The sequence below is a fragment of the Lacibacter luteus genome (genome assembly GCF_004118265.1).
Classification (GTDB): domain Bacteria; phylum Bacteroidota; class Bacteroidia; order Chitinophagales; family Chitinophagaceae; genus Lacibacter; species Lacibacter luteus.
Genome location: NZ_SDHW01000003.1, coordinates 489,332 through 507,395, shown reverse-complemented (window position 1 = coordinate 507,395; position 18,064 = coordinate 489,332). Strand labels below are relative to the sequence as shown.

At 41.5% G+C, this 18,064-nt stretch carries 14 protein-coding genes; 7 read left to right on the top strand and 7 right to left on the bottom strand.

Going from position 1 to position 18,064, the window contains the following annotated elements; all coding sequences use genetic code 11:
* Positions 1 to 13: 13 nt before the first annotated feature.
* Both ESA94_RS13220 and ESA94_RS13215 read right to left on the bottom strand, forming a co-directional pair.
* Positions 14 to 1,699, bottom strand: a complete 1,686-nt coding sequence (locus ESA94_RS13220; protein ID WP_129131377.1) for a DUF1800 domain-containing protein — start codon at positions 1,697 to 1,699, stop codon at positions 14 to 16.
* A gap of 157 nt (positions 1,700 to 1,856) precedes the next feature.
* The gene (locus ESA94_RS13215) at positions 1,857 to 3,035 is read right to left on the bottom strand and encodes a thiolase family protein (protein ID WP_129131376.1); all 1,179 of its coding nucleotides are present in this window, start codon (positions 3,033 to 3,035) and stop codon (positions 1,857 to 1,859) included.
* Between the two features lie 140 nt (positions 3,036 to 3,175).
* Between ESA94_RS13215 and ESA94_RS13210 the strand changes: the two genes are divergently transcribed.
* The 3 genes from ESA94_RS13210 to ESA94_RS13200 are packed head-to-tail and all read left to right on the top strand — an operon-like array spanning position 3,176 to position 5,704.
* Positions 3,176 to 3,781, top strand: coding sequence for a hypothetical protein (locus ESA94_RS13210; protein ID WP_129131375.1), 606 nt, complete (start codon positions 3,176 to 3,178; stop codon positions 3,779 to 3,781).
* A complete protein-coding gene (locus ESA94_RS13205) occupies positions 3,781 to 4,887 on the top strand; it encodes a quinone-dependent dihydroorotate dehydrogenase (RefSeq protein WP_129131374.1) in 1,107 nt (368 codons plus the stop codon). Before ESA94_RS13210 ends, ESA94_RS13205 begins: the two co-directional genes overlap by 1 nt.
* Before the next feature lie 16 nt (positions 4,888 to 4,903).
* Positions 4,904 to 5,704, top strand: coding sequence for a TerC family protein (locus ESA94_RS13200; RefSeq protein ID WP_129131373.1), 801 nt, complete (start codon positions 4,904 to 4,906; stop codon positions 5,702 to 5,704).
* 65 nt (positions 5,705 to 5,769) lie between these two features.
* Here the strand turns inward: ESA94_RS13200 and ruvB are convergent, their stop codons facing one another.
* Together ruvB and ESA94_RS13190 are read right to left on the bottom strand one after the other, a co-directional pair.
* Positions 5,770 to 6,801, bottom strand: coding sequence for a Holliday junction branch migration DNA helicase RuvB (ruvB, locus tag ESA94_RS13195; RefSeq protein ID WP_129131450.1), 1,032 nt, complete (start codon positions 6,799 to 6,801; stop codon positions 5,770 to 5,772).
* Positions 6,802 to 6,925: 124 nt separating this feature from the next.
* The gene (locus tag ESA94_RS13190; protein ID WP_129131372.1) at positions 6,926 to 7,621 is read right to left on the bottom strand and encodes a peptidoglycan DD-metalloendopeptidase family protein; all 696 of its coding nucleotides are present in this window, start codon (positions 7,619 to 7,621) and stop codon (positions 6,926 to 6,928) included.
* A gap of 82 nt (positions 7,622 to 7,703) precedes the next feature.
* On the opposite strand from ESA94_RS13190, the gene ESA94_RS13185 reads away from it, so the two are divergent.
* The gene (locus ESA94_RS13185; RefSeq protein ID WP_129131371.1) at positions 7,704 to 8,792 is read left to right on the top strand and encodes a hypothetical protein; all 1,089 of its coding nucleotides are present in this window, start codon (positions 7,704 to 7,706) and stop codon (positions 8,790 to 8,792) included.
* Positions 8,793 to 8,984: 192 nt separating this feature from the next.
* On the opposite strand, the gene ESA94_RS13180 is transcribed toward ESA94_RS13185, so the two are convergent.
* The 3 genes from ESA94_RS13180 to leuS form a co-directional block, all read right to left on the bottom strand.
* Entirely contained in the window at positions 8,985 to 12,107 is a 3,123-nt protein-coding gene (locus ESA94_RS13180) for a S41 family peptidase (RefSeq protein ID WP_129131370.1), read from the bottom strand.
* Between the two features lie 113 nt (positions 12,108 to 12,220).
* On the bottom strand, positions 12,221 to 12,640 hold the full coding sequence (locus ESA94_RS13175) for a hypothetical protein (protein ID WP_129131369.1): 420 nt from the start codon (positions 12,638 to 12,640) through the stop codon (positions 12,221 to 12,223).
* A 51-nt stretch (positions 12,641 to 12,691) separates the two neighbouring features.
* Positions 12,692 to 15,460 carry a leucine--tRNA ligase gene (gene leuS / locus ESA94_RS13170; RefSeq protein WP_129131368.1) on the bottom strand — a complete coding sequence of 923 codons (2,769 nt, stop codon included), beginning with the start codon at positions 15,458 to 15,460 and terminating at the stop codon, positions 12,692 to 12,694.
* Positions 15,461 to 15,832: 372 nt separating this feature from the next.
* Between leuS and ESA94_RS13165 the strand changes: the two genes are divergently transcribed.
* The 3 genes from ESA94_RS13165 to ESA94_RS13155 all read left to right on the top strand — a co-directional run bounded on the left by ESA94_RS13165 (position 15,833) and on the right by ESA94_RS13155 (position 18,001).
* A complete protein-coding gene (locus ESA94_RS13165) occupies positions 15,833 to 16,711 on the top strand; it encodes a cell division protein FtsX (RefSeq protein WP_129131367.1) in 879 nt (292 codons plus the stop codon).
* 117 nt (positions 16,712 to 16,828) lie between these two features.
* On the top strand, positions 16,829 to 17,065 hold the full coding sequence (locus ESA94_RS13160; protein WP_129131366.1) for a DUF3098 domain-containing protein: 237 nt from the start codon (positions 16,829 to 16,831) through the stop codon (positions 17,063 to 17,065).
* A 114-nt stretch (positions 17,066 to 17,179) separates the two neighbouring features.
* Positions 17,180 to 18,001 carry an undecaprenyl-diphosphate phosphatase gene (locus ESA94_RS13155; RefSeq protein WP_129131365.1) on the top strand — a complete coding sequence of 274 codons (822 nt, stop codon included), beginning with the start codon at positions 17,180 to 17,182 and terminating at the stop codon, positions 17,999 to 18,001.
* Positions 18,002 to 18,064: the final 63 nt, after the last annotated feature.

The following is an 18,064-nucleotide window of genomic DNA, read 5'->3' as shown; positions in this document are numbered from 1 at the left end:
TCAGATTTTGATGTTAAGCCAACTGGTATTCGGCGAGGTTCATACAATATTTATACAAACCACGCAAACGGGTATTTACTGTATTGTAGTTGGCTGTGGTTGGTGCGCCGAGATAAATATTCCAGGCATTGGTCCAGTAATAATCAGAGTCTTGACCGGTTAACAGGAAATCTTTTTTCAATTGATCTTTGGCCGATTGCGAAATCGGTATCTGGAACAACAGATCAAATACTTCGTTAATCAACTCATTCGGGTCGCCGGGATTCGTTAATTTTTTTGTGAACTCAACAGCATCGATCACAATCTTTTTTCCATTGCGTGAATAACCATTACCGATCATGAGATCGCTGAATTGATTACGTTTCGGTAACGTATCCGTATTCACCCACAATTCATAAAACTGTGGTACCTGGTAATAAGCAGGCCAACCAGCTACATTGGGTGGATCGCCGATGTTCTGCTGATTGTTGGCTGCAACCGTCATTACATAATTCCACATACCATACGCATCAGCATAAAGTGTTGCCACATCAGGAAAAACAACTTCCCACTCCCTGCACAACGCAATAGTGTGATCAATGGGCGATTTGATCATTGCACCCTGGTTCATTGCATCAAAAAAATGTTCGCTCTTGAGCAAGGCTGTGAGTGCCGGTTTTATTTCCCAATTGTTTGTGCGAAGAATGAGAGCGAGTGGATCAATTACATTTGCTTCTGCAGCTGCATCAATATCGTAATGCACAAAAAAGCGATAAAGCTTCTTTGCCATAAAGCGGCTTACTTCTACATTCTTTGCAAAGATCATATTCAACAGATCATCTAACTCAAGATCGCCTGCTGTTGTTCCTGTTCTGCCGGTAATAACCGTATTGCCGAAGAAAGATGAAAATGTTTTGTTCGTTGCATCGTGACGAGATGAGGTGAAGTAAGAATGAAACGTGTTCACTGTATTATCAACCCGCCATCCGGTTAAAACTTTTGCCGCTGCTTTTACATCGGCTTCCGTATAGTTGGGATTGTTTTCTTTTCCTAACGTAAACAACTCCTGCAACTCACGTGAATAGTTTTCGTCGGGTGCAGTAGCTGTATTCAATCGTCCGTTCAAATAAATAAGCATTGAAGGATCAAGTGTAATATCTCTCACCAGTTGTTTAAAGTTGCCCAATGCTTTTGTACGCAAGAGATTGGCATGTTTGTATAAAAAATTAGCATTGCCTACATCCACTGTTTCTGTTGCAAAATGATTATGCCAGAACAAAGTCATCTTTTCTCTGATGCTTCTATCCTGCTGCAGCATACAACCCATCCACCATTTTTTAAACGAAGCTCTGCGACGGCTTTGAATGGTTCCATCGTTGTTTACATTATCCACCCAGGTTGTTCCATCGGGTACACTAGTATCGGGTGTGGTTGCACCGGTTACACCATCATAATCTTTTAAAGGTGGTGTCGGTAATGGAGAAACAGGATTCAGTAATTCATCCACTGCTTCGTTCATTGTTTTGGCAGCGAAATAACTGATGTCGCTGAGGCGTGAGCCAAACATGGTTCGTTTTAATAAGTGTGTTACTTCTGTTTTGGTCCATACACCGGCATACAAATTCAAACCTGTAGTAGTTCTACCGGCTACAACTGTGGGTTGTATGTGTAGATCGGTCTGCTTTTTTTTGCCAGCTGTAAGAAATGCTCTACGATCCATAAGGCAGTTTGGTTTAGACAAGAAATCCAAGATTTGAGCTCATTAAGTTACAAAAGTTTAATGGGGAGGATAAAAAAGACTACTTGGGAAAAATCCCATAAAAAAAAATCCCGCCACAAGGGCGGGACTACTCTGCTTTATTACGACGAAATAGAGACTACGCAATGTTCTCAATAATACCGGCAATACCTTGACCGCCACCCACACAGGCTGTAACAATACCGTATTTTTTATTGAGACGCTTCATATCGTTCGTGATCTGGATGGTGAGCTTAGCACCGGTGCAACCCAAGGGATGACCCAATGCAATGGCACCACCGTTGATGTTCACAATCTCAGGATTGAGATTAAGCTGACGGATAACTGCCAAAGCTTGCGATGCAAAGGCTTCGTTCAGTTCAAACAGGTCAATATCGTTTAAACGCATGTTGGCCTGCTTCAATACTTTGGGTACTGCTTCCACCGGACCAATACCCATAATGCGTGGATGCACACCTGCCGAAACACAGTTCACCAAACGGGCAATTGGTTTTAAGCCCAGCTGGTTTACCAATCGTTCACTCATTACTAACACAAAAGCAGCACCATCGCTTGTTTGCGAAGAGTTACCTGCTGTAACAGAACCATTCGCTGCAAAAGCCGGTTTCAGCTTCGCCAGCGATTCTGTATTGGTATCGGCACGCACACCTTCATCGGTATCAACCACAAAATTTCTTGTTTGCTTTTTGCCTTTCTCGTTCAGATAAACTTCTTCAACCGTGATGGGTAAAATGCCGCTCTTGAAATAACCATTTTCAATGGCTGCTTTTGCTTTCATATGACTGTTGAATGCAAACTGATCCTGATCTTCCCTGTTAACATTGTATTCTTTGGCAACAGCTTCAGCCGTTAAACCCATGCTCAGGTAATAATCCGGTTCGTCCTTCGCAATGGAATACGCTGGTACTGTTTTCCAACCTGCAGTTGGTACAAGACTCATACTTTCTGTACCACCGGCGATAATACACTCAGCCATGCCCATGCGAATTTTCGAGGTAGCAATGGCAATTGTTTCCAAACCACTGGCGCAATAACGGTTCACCGTCATACCCGGCGCATGAAAACCTACTGCACGTGCTGCAATAATGCGGCCCACCTGCAAACCCTGTTCTGCTTCCGGCACTGCGTTGCCTACAATCACATCATCCACCAGCTTAGGATCGAGCTGGGGTACACTTGCCAGCAATCCTTTGATCACATCAATCGCCAGATCATCGGGTCGTGTAAAACGAAACCCGCCACGCTTTGATTTGCCCACTGCTGTGCGGTAACCCGCCACGATATATGCTTCCTGCATAGAATTTCTTTTTGGTTCAATCGTTAAATAGTTGTTTATGCAACTTTCTATATCAAATGTACAGAAATCCTGTTTTGTCGAAAAACTTTTTGCAGACAGCTTTTTAAGCGGTTTTTTTGTGCCCTGAAATATAACATGGTATGAAAAAGCTTGTATTTCTCTTTTTGATCGGGTTCCTTTTTACTTTTTCCGCAGCAGCACAAGAGGTTGATGCTGCCATGAAAAGCCGGCTCGATACATTCTTAAAACTTAACCAGGCGCTCGATTTTGAAAAACTGATGGACTATATCTACCCAAAAGTTTTCACGGTTGCACCGAGGGAGCAACTGATTGAAATTTTCAAATCTACTTTTGCAGGCGATGATGAAGTGAAAATGGAAATGGATTCGTTACAATATGGCAGCATTTCGCCATTGGTTGTTGTAAATAAAGGAAGTTACCACCTCATTCGTTATTCGATGTTGATTCGCATGCAAATAAAGCAGGAAGCATCGGATGCCGCCGATGGCAACACAACAATGTTAAACGTTTTAAAATCGCAATACGGAGCCAAAAATGTTCGGTACGATGCAGCAAGCAAAAAGTTTGTAGTAAATGTAAATACGAACATGGTTGCTGTTAAAGATGAAACTTCACCCGAATGGACTTTTTTGAATTTTGAACCTGATCATCCGCTTGCAGCTCAATTATTAGATGCTGCTGTTATTTCCAAACTTAAAACGTTCCGGAAGGAACAAAAGAACTAATGTATCAACTTATACGTTCCGTTTTCTTTTGGTTTGATGCTGAGAAAGTGCACTACTTCGCCATGAATGCACTGCGTTTTTTCTGCTCAGTTGACTTTATAAAAAAAATACTCGCTGCAAATTTTCAAACAAAAAATAAAGCACTTGCATTTGAAAGCTGGGGACTTGAATTTAAAAACCGTGTTGGTCTTGCAGCTGGTTTTGATAAAAATGCAAAATACCTGCGTGAACTGGAAGTGCTTGGCTTTGGATGTGTAGAAATTGGAACGGTTACACCAAAACCACAGGATGGAAATGACAAACCACGCCTGTTCCGTTTACCAAAAGACAAGGCCATCATCAACCGCATGGGCTTTAATAATGAAGGTGTGAAGGTTGTAGCGGAGCGATTGAAGAAATGGAGAGAGAACGAGGTACGAAGTAAGAAGTACGATAGCAGCGGTACACAACTCATCACTCATCATTCATCATTGATCATCGGCGGTAACATTGGCAAAAACAAAGTAACGCCAAACGAAGATGCATGGAAGGATTACGAGATCTGTTTTAACGAGCTGTTTGATTACGTAGATTATTTTGTTGTGAATGTAAGTAGCCCCAACACACCGGGCCTGCGTGAACTGCAGGAGAAAGATTCGTTACGAAAAATTCTTTCGCATTTACAAACATTACGCACCGAACGTTTGAAGTTGAAAACAGATTCGATTGTTGAAAAACCGATTTTGTTGAAGATAGCACCAGACTTAACACAATCGCAGTTAGATGATGTTATTGATCTTGCCCGTGAAATTCAACTCGATGGATTGGTGGCAAGTAATACAACCATCAGCCGTGAAGGACTTACCGCCGATGCTGCAACTGTAACTGCAATTGGTGCGGGTGGTTTAAGTGGTTTACCGGTGAAACAACGCAGTACCGAGATCGTACAATACATCACACAAAAAACAAACGGTGTAATTCCGGTTATTGCCAGCGGAGGTATTTTTACATCGGCCGATGCAAATGAAAAATTGAATGCCGGCGCCGTACTTGTGCAGGTGTGGACAGGTTTTATTTATGAAGGTCCCGGCATTGCAAAGAAAATCTGTAACAACATTCATCAATAGGAATTAAAGAAGAAACATGGAACATCTTTTTACGACCGAAAGCATTATCAGTTTTATTGTACTTGTTGTACTCGAAATTGTGCTTGGTATCGATAATGTAATTTTTGTAAGCATCATCCTTAACCGTTTAAAAGAATTAAAAGACCAGAAGAAAGCAAGACGGCTTTGGATGATCACCGGAATTCTTTCCCGTAGTTTATTGCTGATGGGATTAGGATGGCTCTTATCTCAAAAAGGGAAAGCTGTGTTTACAATTGCAGGTAAAGGATTTGACCTCGCAAGCCTGGTAATGTTGGCGGGAGGTTTGTTTCTTATTTACAAATCGGTACACGAAATACATCAGAAGCTGGAAGGTGAAGACCCCAACCAGGATCCGAAAAATGCAAAAGGAATTTCGTTTGGCCAGGCCATTGGCCAGATCATTCTTATTGATGCGGTATTTTCCTTCGACAGTATCATTACTGCCGGTGGTACAGCCAAACATGTAGAGATCATGATCGCTGCAGTTGTTATTGCAATGACGGTGATGTTTTTATTCAGTCCGAAGATCGCCGGCTTTATTCATAAACATCCAACGCTGAAAATGCTTGCGCTTTCATTTCTTGTAATGATCGGGTTGAGTTTGGTGATTGAAGGATGGAATGCTGAAGCGGCACATGAACTGCATTTGAAAAATTATATCTACTTCGGTATGGCATTCTCTTTTACTGTAGAAATGCTGAACATGGTGATGCGCAACAGAATGAAAGCAAAACGTGTAGTTGAATTAAATGAACCTAAGCTGGAAGAAAAAAATGAAAGCGATCAGGCGCATTAAACCTTTGTAATAAGATTCAAAAAAAGTCCCCCGCTAAAAACGGGGGACTTTTTTTATGCTGTTGCTTACGTAAACAATGTTGGATTGATTCCACCGTAAGGTTTCTTTCCTAAATGCTCATACGCTTTTGCTGTTACTTCTCTTCCTCTTGGCGTACGTTGCAGAAAACCTTCCTGTATTAAAAATGGTTCATACACTTCTTCCAGTGTGCCGGGCTCTTCACCAACTGCTGTTGCAATGGTAGTAATGCCCACTGGTCCGCCTTTAAATTTATCAATGATAGCAGAAAGAATTTTATTATCCATATCATCCAAACCATATTCATCTACATTCAATGCTTTCAATCCATGTTGTGTAACACCCAGATCAATAACACCGTTACCCAACACCATTGCAAAATCACGCATACGGCGTAATAGTCCATTAGCAATACGTGGTGTTGCACGACTGCGTCCTGCAATTTCCCTTGCTGCATCGCTGGTGATCTTTACATTTAAAATACCTGCAGCACGTTGAATAATTTTTTGCAGTGTTTCTGCATTGTAATATTCCAAACGTGATTTAATGGCAAAGCGTGATAACAACGGAGCAGTTAATAAACCGCTTCTTGTTGTTGCACCAATTAATGTAAAAGGATTAAGGTTGATCTGGATGCTTCTTGCATTGGGCCCACTATCGATCATAATGTCAATACGGTAATCTTCCATCGCTGCGTAGAGATATTCTTCCACTACTGTACTCAACCGATGGATCTCATCAATGAACAACACATCATTTGCTTCCAATCCTGTAAGCAAGCCTGCAAGATCGCCGGGCTTTTCAATCACCGGTCCGCTTGTTTCTTTGATGCTTACACCCAGTTCATTTGCAACAATGCGACTGAGTGTTGTTTTACCTAAACCGGGAGGACCATGAAACAAAACATGATCCAATGCTTCGCCACGCATCTTTGCCGCTTTGATAAAAATCTTGAGGTTATCAATGATCTGCTGCTGGCCGCTGAACTCTTCTATATTCGACGGACGAATATTATTTTCAAATTCCTTTTCTGCTGCACTCAGTCCTTCTTTATCGCTATTTAAATTGGGGTTGGCCATTGGGTGTAAAACTAAGAAAAAACGTGAATGGTGAGTGGTGAATAGTGAATAGTGGTGTACTAGGTATGCCATACTTAGTGGCGCTCCCATTTCTTTCATCAGTCTGCAAAGAAGTATGGCATACCTACAAAAACTGATTCATCTGCAAAATCAAATCAGCATCCGGGCAATTCTTTAAATAAAAACTTTTATCACTCATTCTGCATACACCGGGATAATCGCCTTCGTTCAATTCAATATCACTGATGATCTGGAAATGCAGATGTGGTGGCCAGTGACCATTTTCATGTGGCTCACCAAAATGTGCAAACTCCTGCCCACGATTAATGTATTGCCCTTCTACCAACGCCAGATCTTTTAAATTAACATGACCATACAATGTATAAAATGCGGCGCTTTCTAATTGATGCAGTAATACGATCGTTGCACCATAATCACCATAACGATTATTGAATTTAAAACTGTGCACCATTCCGCCCAATGCAGCAAACACTGGTGTTCCTGCCTTGCCCCATATGTCGGTACCCAAATGCAAGCGTCTTGGTTCGCCGCCATCGGATGCATCAAACACGTTGCTTCTGCTGTACACTGTCCGATGTTCGGCATAACCACCAATACCATACAATGCATTTGCATCGCTTAACTGCTGATCAACATAAGTGCTGAATTTTGCAACATCTTCAATCACTTCTTTTGTAAGAGATTTATTTGCTTCCGTAAAATCCATTTGCAGTAAGCGATCTGTTACAGCATCAAAAGGAACAACAGGATGAAAGCTGTGTTTATTTTTTTCAAGAATGGGAATAAGCGAAGATGACATAGCATAAAGGTAGGATGCAGAGTTGTTAATTTTTACCGAACAAAAAATATTCCGGCCAACAGTACGTTGTAGGCACATAACTATGAAGCTTCGTTATTTACTTACTGTTATTGCGGTGTTGGTTTTTGTTTCCCTCACACATGCCCAAATGATCACCGGAGTATGGAAAGGGAAAGTGGGCAATGGTTTAAAACCAGCCAAACTTGAACTGAAACTGATCCAACGTGGCGACAGTTTATTCGGCACTTCGTATTACTATGAAAGTCCAAATAACTATCGGCGTTATGCGGTGAAAGGTTATTTCAATACGCAGACCAATGAAGTGGTTTGGTGGGATGATGAATTGATAGAAGCAAAAACAGGGCGTATTGCAATTACTTCTCCGGGCGCTGTGCCGTTATTGATGGAAGCCGATTTTAATTGCCCCGGTGGTGCTGTAATGATGCTCGATGGAAAAGCAGTAACAAAAGAAGAACAAAAGAATAAAGGTGATCTGCATTTAGATAAAGTGGAGCAACCACAGTTTACCGATGAATGGAACTTTGTGATCGATAATTACACCGTTGGTGCCAACGATCCTTATTTCATAGACAGTGTGGCGGCTATTCATAAAGTTGGAAAGCAACCTGAAATTGTTGCAGTAGCTCCACCACCTGTTTTAACGGAGCAACCGAAGCGTGAAGAACCGAAACCTGATCCTGTTATTCTGCAACCACAAACCACTATTCCTAAGGAAACACAGCCTGTTACCAAAACGGAAAACAAGCCACCTGTAAAAGAGCCGGCAGTTGTTGTTACAAAACCACCAACCATTACCGAAAAATTTATTGAGCGAAAAAAAGTATTAACAACAGAATTGCCTTTACTCGGCGACACAGTTGAAATTCATTTTTATGATAATGCGGAGATCGATGGTGATTCTATTTCGCTATTCATGAACAACCGATTGGTATTTGAACATGTGAAACTGAGTGATAAACCGTATGTGGTAAAGTTTGCAGTGAAGGAGTTAACCGAAAATAATGAATTGGTAATGGTGGCCGAAAACCTTGGAGCTATTCCACCGAATACTTCTTACATGATCGCTTATGTAAACGGTGTGCGTTATACCGCTAATCTTGAAAGTACCGAGAACAGCAGTGCGATGATACGGTTCGTGCGGAAAGAGTGAGAGCTAAGAGAGTGAAAGAGGAAAAAAGATTGTTCGCTACGCTTACAATGTTTATTCACACAGAGGGCACAGAGAACACAGAGAAAAAGACAAAGATGATTTAGCAAATAAAAAGGGTGTACTGATGTACACCCTTCGTTTTAGAGTTGAATAGCTGCTACAGCTCAACATTCATCATTCATTACTCATCACTCATCCCTTGATCTGCTTCAATATTTCTTCAATGGCTTTATCCAGTTGCGGATCGTTGCCATTGAGTTTATCTTCAAAACTGTTGACGATGAGAATATCCGGCTGCACACCATTTATCTCCAGGTCTTTTCCATCGAGTGAATAACAACCCCAGGCCGGCATACGCACACTTGAGCCATCCACCAAGCCAATACCGCTGGTGAAAATGATCCAGCGATAAGTTCCGTTACCAATGATCTTACCAAGCTTCAATCCTTTAAACCCTTGTGCGGTCATTTCCGCATCACTCAACGATTGTTCATTAATGAGCAATACAATTGGTTTATCTGCAGGTGAGAAATTTGATTGCGGTGCTAATTTTCCTTCACGGTATTTCCATTGCAAGTAACTACGCTGACTTAAAAACTTCAACACTTCATCGTGCACATTACCGCCGGTGTTATACCGAAGGTCGAAAATGAGTGCATCTTTTGTTGACAGTTCCTGTGTCATATCATTAATGAACTGTTCCAGTTCGCCTGTGCCCATGTTCTTCATATAACCATAAGCAATGCGTCCTTTACTTTTTTCATCAACACGTTTCTGGTTGTTATCAACCCATTCATCGTAGAGATTACTAAACAATGTTGACTGCGGATGAATTTTTACATTCACCGTTTCAGCACCACGTTTAAATGTAAGCTTCAGTTCTCGGTCACGTGATGGAAGTGTGAAGTAAGCGTTGCGATCTTTGTTTGCATCAACTGTTTCATCATTCACTTTCAGCAATACATCACCCGGTTTAATATCGATGTTCTTACGATCGGCTGCCGAACGTTTTACAATGTATTTCACTTTGTACGGCTCATCATTTTCGAAGATGATACCTGTTTCCATCGTGGCACTTGTTAATGCAATGTTTTCATCATCACCAAATGTTCCAAAGCCTTGGTGTGATGAGTTGAGTTCACCCAACATATCGTTGAGCAGTGTACGCAAATCGGCACGATTGTTCAGGAAAGGAAGGAACTGTTGATAATACTCTTTTGTTTTCTTCCAGTTCAAGCCGTGGAAAGTTTCATCGTAATAACCTTCTTCCATGCCGGCCCATGCTTCATAAAACATCTGGTTAAATTCTTCCTGTAGGTTACGGCGGAAGGTGTAACTGATATTCACAGGATCAGCACGGTTTGCATCAAGGTTCAATTTGTGAATAACACCATTACCCAGTGCAAAATATTTATCGTTCACTTCAAGCACATCAAATCCACCAACATCGCCACCGATAATCTTTTCCGTCTTGGTTGATTCAAAAGGTTCCAATACTGTTTTCCATGTAGAAAATCTTCCTTCACTATGATTGCTGACATATAATACTGTTGTCTTCTCTCCTTTTTGAAATACGTTGATGAGGTATTGTGCACCAAAGGACGGACCAACCTGCTCGAGGCGTTCCATGATCAGATCTGTATCAATTGTGATCACTTTACCGGAATCAGCATTAGTTGGTTTTGCATCTTTCTTTTCTTCTTTGAATAGTTCGTTGTACTTATCCAGGCGATAAGGCTCATCCATTTTTTCCAATGCTACACGATACACTTTTGCATTCGCCATTCCAAACGGATACGATGGTTTCAAACGTTGCGAAACAAAGTAGATATACTTACCATCGGGTGACCAGATCGGGCTGTTCTCTGTTACACCACTGTTGGTAAGATTGATGGTTTTATTACTCTTGATGTGATGGACTAAAATATCTTCTTCAAAATTCCGGCGTGCAGTAAACACAACATATTCATCGTTGGGCGAAAAACCGGGATCGCTGTTTTGAAATGCCCAGAGTTCATCCTTCACAATGGTTTTGCTTTGCAGTGTTTTCAGATCAAGCAGGCGCACCTCGTTACGCCCACTTAAGTACACAAGCATGTTGCGTTTTCTATTTACTACTAAGCTGCGATTGTTCTGTTTATCGCTGGTGAGTTGTTTAGGAGTTGCACTGCTATCGGCACGAACAGTAAACAGGTTGGTATAACCATCGGCTGTTTGCGTAAACACAATGGTTTTGTTATCGCTCATCCAACGCACTTCACGCACACGTTCTGCTGATCCACGTTTGATCTCCTGCACAAATTTTCCATCCACATCACTTACAAACAATTCGCCTCTTACCACAAACGCATATTTTTTTGCATCGGGCGATACATCAAAAGCAGAAATATTGCCACGCACTTCATAATCTTTTTCTTTTGGCAACACGTTGTTACGCACAATCGAAATATTCAGTTTGCTTTCTTTATCTGTCTTTACATCGTATAACCACAACTGGTAATCTTTTTCAAACACTACTTTACCACCATTGGCATTTACCTGCGGTGTTTTAATAGAAGAAGAGAAACGGGTGAGTGCTTTTTTCTTTCCGTTATCCAATGTGTAGAGATTGTACTCGCCATTGTTTTCGTCGGAGATATAAAATACGTTTCCGCTTTTATCAATCGTTGCAGCAAAATCTTTTCCTTCCCATGTTGTGTACTTCTTATGCTGTTTGGTTTTGAAATTGTACGATTGTATATCGGGATTGAAAGGTCCTTTGTATCGTTTCCGTTGAATTTGATTCGCACTTTCCCAGGTATCGTTGAAAAAGATCTCACCTGTTGTGGGATGCTCCATTAAATTATGATCGTACTGAAAAAAATTACTGCCAAACACACGTTGCGGTGTACCACCAGATGCAGCTACTTTAAAACCTGCGATCTGTCCCATACGGCCACTGTTGAAATAGATCGTTTTACTATCCCAGCTCCAGCTTGTTACATCGTCGTTACCACTGTGAAACGTGATCTGTTTTACATCGCCGCCGTTAGCAGGTATCACAAACACATCGGCATTACCATACTGCCTTCCGGTAAAAGCGATCCACTTACCATCGGGTGAAATACGTGGCGATGTTTCATAACCTTGCATGGCGGTGATGCGGGTAGCCTGTCCATCGTTGACATTGGCTTTCCACAGATCACCTTCAAATGCAAACACAACCGTTTGCCCGTCGGGTGAAAGTGTGGGGTTTGAAAGAAAGTGAGTGTTGCTTTGAGCAAAAGCAATACTACTGATAAGGCTAAAGAATAAAAATGAAAACAATTGCTTCATGCTTGATGATTTTTATCGTTGGAAAATACAAACTCTTTTATCCCAAAATGAAGAAAGGTTGATGAATGGCGAAAAACCATTCATCAACCTTCACTATTACTGTACAGGTTGTACTATTTCTTTGGTTGCTCTACCTGGTATTCTTTCAGGTGTTTGTAACCCAATAATCCTTTCTCAACATTTACAAGACGGTATTCCATAAAAATGCTATCGGCATCGTAAAAACCAATGATGCAGGACAGATCGTTCGCACCTTTTTTCAGCTCAGGCTTTGGCATAATGCCCATGTTTGGCAGCGTGATGATTTTTTCGCTGGCAGCTTCCTTGTACGAAAACTTCACTTCGTAATTGAGTGATTTTTTTTGTTCGAACAACTGCACTTTAAATTTTGCACTATCTGCATCGGTAAACGAATATTCTTTTACCGGCTCTGTGCTGACTGTTGCACGTTCTTCTACATAAGGCTGATTTGTTTCGGGTTTCGAATTACATGCAGCAAAAACAACAGCTGCGATCACTACTAATTTTTTCATTGTTTGTTTTGAAATTTTAAGGATAAAGCGGCGGTTAACCCATCGCATAAATTATATCACCACATTGATCATTTTGTTTTTTACATAAATGATCTTCTTTGGTTGTTTGCCATCGAGCCATTTCAACACAATTTCATTGCTCAACACGATCTGTTCTACTTCGGCTTGTGTAATGGCGAGATCGAGCGTCAACTCTGTTCTTGTTTTACCGTTAATGGCAACAGGATAATCTTTGGTTGATTCGGTTACATACTTCGCTTCAAATTTCGGGAAGGATGCATCAAGCACAGAACCACTGTTGCCCAACAAACTCCACAACTCTTCACTTACATGCGGCGCATATGGTGTTAAGAGAATAAGCAGCTGTTCAAGAATTTCTTTCTTGTTGCATTTCAGATCGCTGAGTTCGTTTACAGCAATCATGAAGGTACTTACACCGGTGTTGAAGCTGAAACGTTCGGTATCATCTTCAATTTTCTTGATGGTTTTGTGCAACACTTTCAATTCTGCATCAGTTGCTTTATCGTTATTCCACATTTGACCTTTCAGATCATCGTAAAACAAACGCCAGAGTTTTTTAAGGAAGCGATGAACACCTTCAATACCTTTTGTATCCCAAGGCTTGCTTATTTCAACAGGACCTAAGAACATTTCATACATACGGAATGTATCGGCTCCATATTTATTTACAAGATCATCGGGGTTAACCGTATTGAACTTGCTCTTACTCATTTTCTCAACTTCAGAGCCACAGATATATTTATCACTTTCGAAAATAAATTCAGCACCTGCATGTTCATTATTCCGCCACTTCTTAAAGGCTTCCACATCTAATTCATAGCCATCCACAAAATTTACATCCACATGCAGTTTATCTAATTTCCTTCCTTCATATTCTTCTTCACTCTTCAATAAACCTTTTGATACAAATGTGTTGGTGCCATTGATACGATACACAAAACGTGATGAACCTTGAATCATCCCCTGGTTCACCAACTTCTTAAATGGCTCATCATGACCAATAAATCCAAGATCGTACAAAGCTTTCGTCCACATACGGCTGTACAACAAATGACCAACTGCATGTTCTGTACCACCAATGTACAGATCAACCTGTCCCCAATAATCACTTACGCTACGATCACAGAAGGCAGTTTCATTCTTCGGATCCATATATCGTAAGAAATACCAACTGCTGCCTGCGTAACCGGGCATGGTGTTCGTTTCCAGTTCTTTTGCTACCCATTCAGGAATATTTGCCAACGGACCTTCGCCTTCCGGACCGGGACTATAACTATCAACTTCGGGTAACAGCAATGGCAACTCCGTTGAGCTTAATGGATAAGCAGTGCCGCCTTTCCATTGAATCGGGAATGGTTCGCCCCAGTAACGCTGGCGACTAAACGCTGCATCACGCATTCTGAAATTTACTTTCCTCAACCCAATTCCTAACTCCTCCAGTTTATTAATTACGATCTCACTTGCTTCACGCATCGGCATGCCATTCAGGAAACCGCTCTTCTCTAAAACAGCATCCTTGGTTGCGTTGGCTTCTTCACCATTGAAATGTTTACCAATGATGTTGGTGATGGGAATAGTAAAATGCTGTGCAAATTTGAAATCACGTTCATCGCCGCAAGGCACCGCCATGATAGCACCTGTACCATAACCCGCCAATACATATTCAGAAATCCAGATGGGAATTTCTCTCCCATCAAACGGATTCACTGCATACGCACCTGTAAACACACCACTGATCTTTTTCTCTGCCTGGCGTTCACGTTCACTGCGGCTTTTTACATAAGCAATATATTCATCAACTGCAGCTGTTTGTTCAGCAGATTTAATCTGGTCAACCAAATCCAACTCTGGAGCAATTACCATAAAGTCAACACCGAAGATGGTATCGGGCCGGGTCGTATATACTCTTAACTTTTGTTCATTCCCTTTAATTGCAAAATCAATTTCCGCTCCACTACTCTTCCCGATCCAGTTTGTTTGCATTTCCTTCATGCTTTCGCTGAATTCAATGCGTTCCAATCCTTCGAGTAAACGATCGGCATATTCTGTAATGCGCAAATACCATTGACGCAATTTCTTTTTCACTACCGGATGTCCACCACGTTCGCTTACGCCATTCACTACTTCATCATTCGCCAATACAGTTCCTAATGCTTCGCACCAATTCACTTCGCCATAACCGCAATAAGCCAGGCGATAATCCATGAGTATGCTTTGCTTTGTTGCATCATCATAGCCTTTCCATTCATCAGCAGTAAAGCCTGCAGTCGTGAGCCGATAGCCGTGAGTGGCAGAACCTTCTGCTTCAAACGATGCAATCAACACATCGATCTTTTCAGCTTTGTTTGTTTTACGGTTGTAAAAACTATTGAAGAGTTGCAAGAATATCCATTGTGTCCATTTATAATAACCGGGATCGCAGGTACGCACTTCACGTTCCCAATCGTAACAGAAACCGATATTATCTAACTGTCGGCGGAAGTTGGCAATATTCTGATCGGTACTAACCGCAGGATGCACACCATGTTCAATGGCATACTGTTCAGCAGGTAAACCAAATGCATCGTAACCCATCGGGTGTAATACATTAAACCCTTTCAGGCGTTTGAAGCGACTGTAAATATCGCTGGCAATATACCCAAGCGGATGCCCCACATGCAAACCTGCCCCACTTGGGTAAGGAAACATATCCAACACATAAAACTTTGGCTTCTCACTTACGTTCGAAACCCTGTAGGCATTTGTATTGATCCATTGCTGCTGCCATTTCTTCTCAATATCTCTGAACTTGTATTCCATGTACCGTTGCGGTTAGTTTGTGATAATCGATTTTTTGTTTCACGAAGTACACAAAGGAATTCTCAAAGAACGCAAAGCTCTGTGTACTTTGTGCCGGTCTTGGTGAACTTTGTGTAATCTGTTTGCTGAGCCTTGCATTGCACCCGAAGTGTGCGACGCAAGGAACGATGCCCAAAGCTGTGAAAGAAGACTTAAAAAAACTTCTTTATGCAGCATTTCTGCACCACCCGTAAAATAAGTACAGAAAGCACCCGTTTTACGGGCAACAAAATTAAGGATTACGGGGCTTGTGCAGGAGATTTCTGCTAAATTTGCCCGTATCCTGTGTAGGGCGGGATTTTTCATTTTCAAGAACTTACAAAATTTTACGGCATGGCGCAACAACCGAACAAAGCATCGATGAAACGTTCCAAACCATCTTACCTCTACAGTATCATTGGTGTGGCCCTGGTGCTCTTCATTCTCGGTATTTTAGGATGGATCTTCTTAAATTTTCAAAAAGTGGGTAACACCCTGCGTGAAAACATCCAGTTTCATGCATGGCTGAGCACCACCAACAAAAAATCGATCGACAGTTTAACAACCTACGTAGCGGCGCAGCCCTATGTAAAATCTTCGGCCTATGTAAATAAAGAAATGGCCAAAGAAATTTATAATAAAGACGGCAACGAAAGCTGGGATAAGATTCTCGATGAGAATCCCCTGCCCGAAAGCATCGACTTTTTTGCCAAAGCCGATTATGTGCAAAAAGACAGCCTGGATAAAATTACAGCCGACCTCAACAGCAAATTCCCCGGTGTTATCAGCGAAATACAATACCCCAAAGACCTTGTAACATCGCTTAACGACAGGGCCAGGAAGATTGGATTGGCCTTGCTGGTGGTGGCAATTTTACTCAGCGCCATCGTTATTGTGTCGATTGACACAACCATTCGCCTGGCCATGTTCAGCAACCGTTTTTTGATTAAAACCATGCAGATGGTGGGCGCTACCCGTGGGTTTATTGTAAAACCAATGAATGTGCGGGCTATTGTGAACGGTCTCATCAGCGCAGGCATTGCCATTGCAGCTATATGGGCAGTTATTACCTGGGCCGAAAGTTATATTCCGGATATGAAAGCGCTTCGTGATCCGAAGATCTATCTCATTCTCTTTGGCTCCATCATTGTAATTGGTGTAGGTATTTCGTTGTACAGCACACACCGCAGCGTAATGAAGTATTTGCGGATGAAGTTGGATGAATTGTATTAGTTCATAGTTAATAGTTCATGGTTCATAGAAAGACCGCCTTTGTTTTTTCCATGAACTATGAACCATGATCCATCAACTACCCCAAAATCCTTATATTGCACCCCTCAAAACGAGACTATGAGCCAGAAAAAAATTGCAGGCATTTTTACAAAAGAAAACTATAAGTGGATGTTGATTGGCGGCGTGGTAATGCTTGCCGGTTTCCTGTTAATGATCGGTGGCAAAAGTGCCGACCCCAATGTGTTCAATAAAGAGGAAGTGTACAGCTTCCGTCGTATTACACTTGCTCCCATTTTGATTATTGGTGGTTTGATCCTGGAGATCTACGCCATTATGAAAAAACCAAAAGAGTAAGCTATATAATTTGAAGATGAGCCAATTTGAAAATTTGAAAATTGATTTCGAATTTTTGAATTGGCTTTTTTCATTTTCAAATTCTCAAATTTTCAACTTCTCAAATTTCTCTTCGTGAATACAATTGAATCCATCATCATCGCAATCGTAGAAGGTTTAACTGAATATCTTCCTGTTTCTTCTACCGGCCACATGATCCTTGCCGAGCGTTTGATGAATGTACCCCCAACCAATTTTACCAAACTGTTTACTGTTGCTATACAGCTGGGAGCTATCCTCAGTGTTGTTGTTTTATACTGGAAAAAATTTATACAGGTTCAGAACTGGCAATTTTATGCAAAGCTCATTGTTGCTGTAATACCGGCACTGGTGCTGGGCAAACTCTTCAGCGATCAGATAGATGCATTACTTGAAAGTCCGCTGACTGTTTCCATTACATTGTTGATAGGCGGTGTTGTTTTACTGTTCATTGATAATATTTTCAAGCAACATACCATCAGCGAAGAAAAAGATATCTCCTTTGGCAAAGCATTCATCATTGGTTTGTGGCAATGTGTTGCCATGATACCCGGGGTAAGCCGCAGTGCAGCCAGCATAATTGGTGGTATGCAGCAAAAGCTTACACGTTCATTGGCTGCTGAATTCTCGTTCTTTCTTGCTGTGCCGACCATGGCAGCTGCTACCGGTTATTCATTATTCTTAAAAGACTGGAACGAGAATGGTGTTGAAATGAAAGGCTACGATCTTATTCTTTCATCAACACAAAATACCCAGGCCTTCATTATTGGTAATGTGGTGGCCTTTGTTGTAGCGATGCTGGCCATTAAATTCTTTATCGGCTTTCTGCAGAAGCATGGGTTCCGTTTGTTTGGTTGGTACAGAATTATTGCGGGTATCATTCTCCTCATCCTGTTCATGACCGGTTACCTGAAATAACATTTCGGTTTATTGTGCTATTTTCATAGAACAGGGTTATACCTGCTCCACTTAAAACCATCT

Excerpts from the sequence above, each read along its gene's own strand:
- ESA94_RS13220 (WP_129131377.1), bottom strand. The coding sequence starts at position 1,699 with ATGGATCGTAGAGCATTTCTTACAGCTGGCAAAAAAAAGCAGACCGAT.
- ESA94_RS13215 (WP_129131376.1), bottom strand. The coding sequence starts at position 3,035 with ATGCAGGAAGCATATATCGTGGCGGGTTACCGCACAGCAGTGGGCAAA.
- ESA94_RS13210 (WP_129131375.1), top strand. The coding sequence starts at position 3,176 with ATGAAAAAGCTTGTATTTCTCTTTTTGATCGGGTTCCTTTTTACTTTT.
- ESA94_RS13205 (WP_129131374.1), top strand. The coding sequence starts at position 3,781 with ATGTATCAACTTATACGTTCCGTTTTCTTTTGGTTTGATGCTGAGAAA.
- ESA94_RS13200 (WP_129131373.1), top strand. The coding sequence starts at position 4,904 with ATGGAACATCTTTTTACGACCGAAAGCATTATCAGTTTTATTGTACTT.
- ruvB (WP_129131450.1), bottom strand. The coding sequence starts at position 6,801 with ATGGCCAACCCCAATTTAAATAGCGATAAAGAAGGACTGAGTGCAGCA.
- ESA94_RS13190 (WP_129131372.1), bottom strand. The coding sequence starts at position 7,621 with ATGTCATCTTCGCTTATTCCCATTCTTGAAAAAAATAAACACAGCTTT.
- ESA94_RS13185 (WP_129131371.1), top strand. The coding sequence starts at position 7,704 with ATGAAGCTTCGTTATTTACTTACTGTTATTGCGGTGTTGGTTTTTGTT.
- ESA94_RS13180 (WP_129131370.1), bottom strand. The coding sequence starts at position 12,107 with ATGAAGCAATTGTTTTCATTTTTATTCTTTAGCCTTATCAGTAGTATT.
- ESA94_RS13175 (WP_129131369.1), bottom strand. The coding sequence starts at position 12,640 with ATGAAAAAATTAGTAGTGATCGCAGCTGTTGTTTTTGCTGCATGTAAT.
- leuS (WP_129131368.1), bottom strand. The coding sequence starts at position 15,460 with ATGGAATACAAGTTCAGAGATATTGAGAAGAAATGGCAGCAGCAATGG.
- ESA94_RS13165 (WP_129131367.1), top strand. The coding sequence starts at position 15,833 with ATGGCGCAACAACCGAACAAAGCATCGATGAAACGTTCCAAACCATCT.
- ESA94_RS13160 (WP_129131366.1), top strand. The coding sequence starts at position 16,829 with ATGAGCCAGAAAAAAATTGCAGGCATTTTTACAAAAGAAAACTATAAG.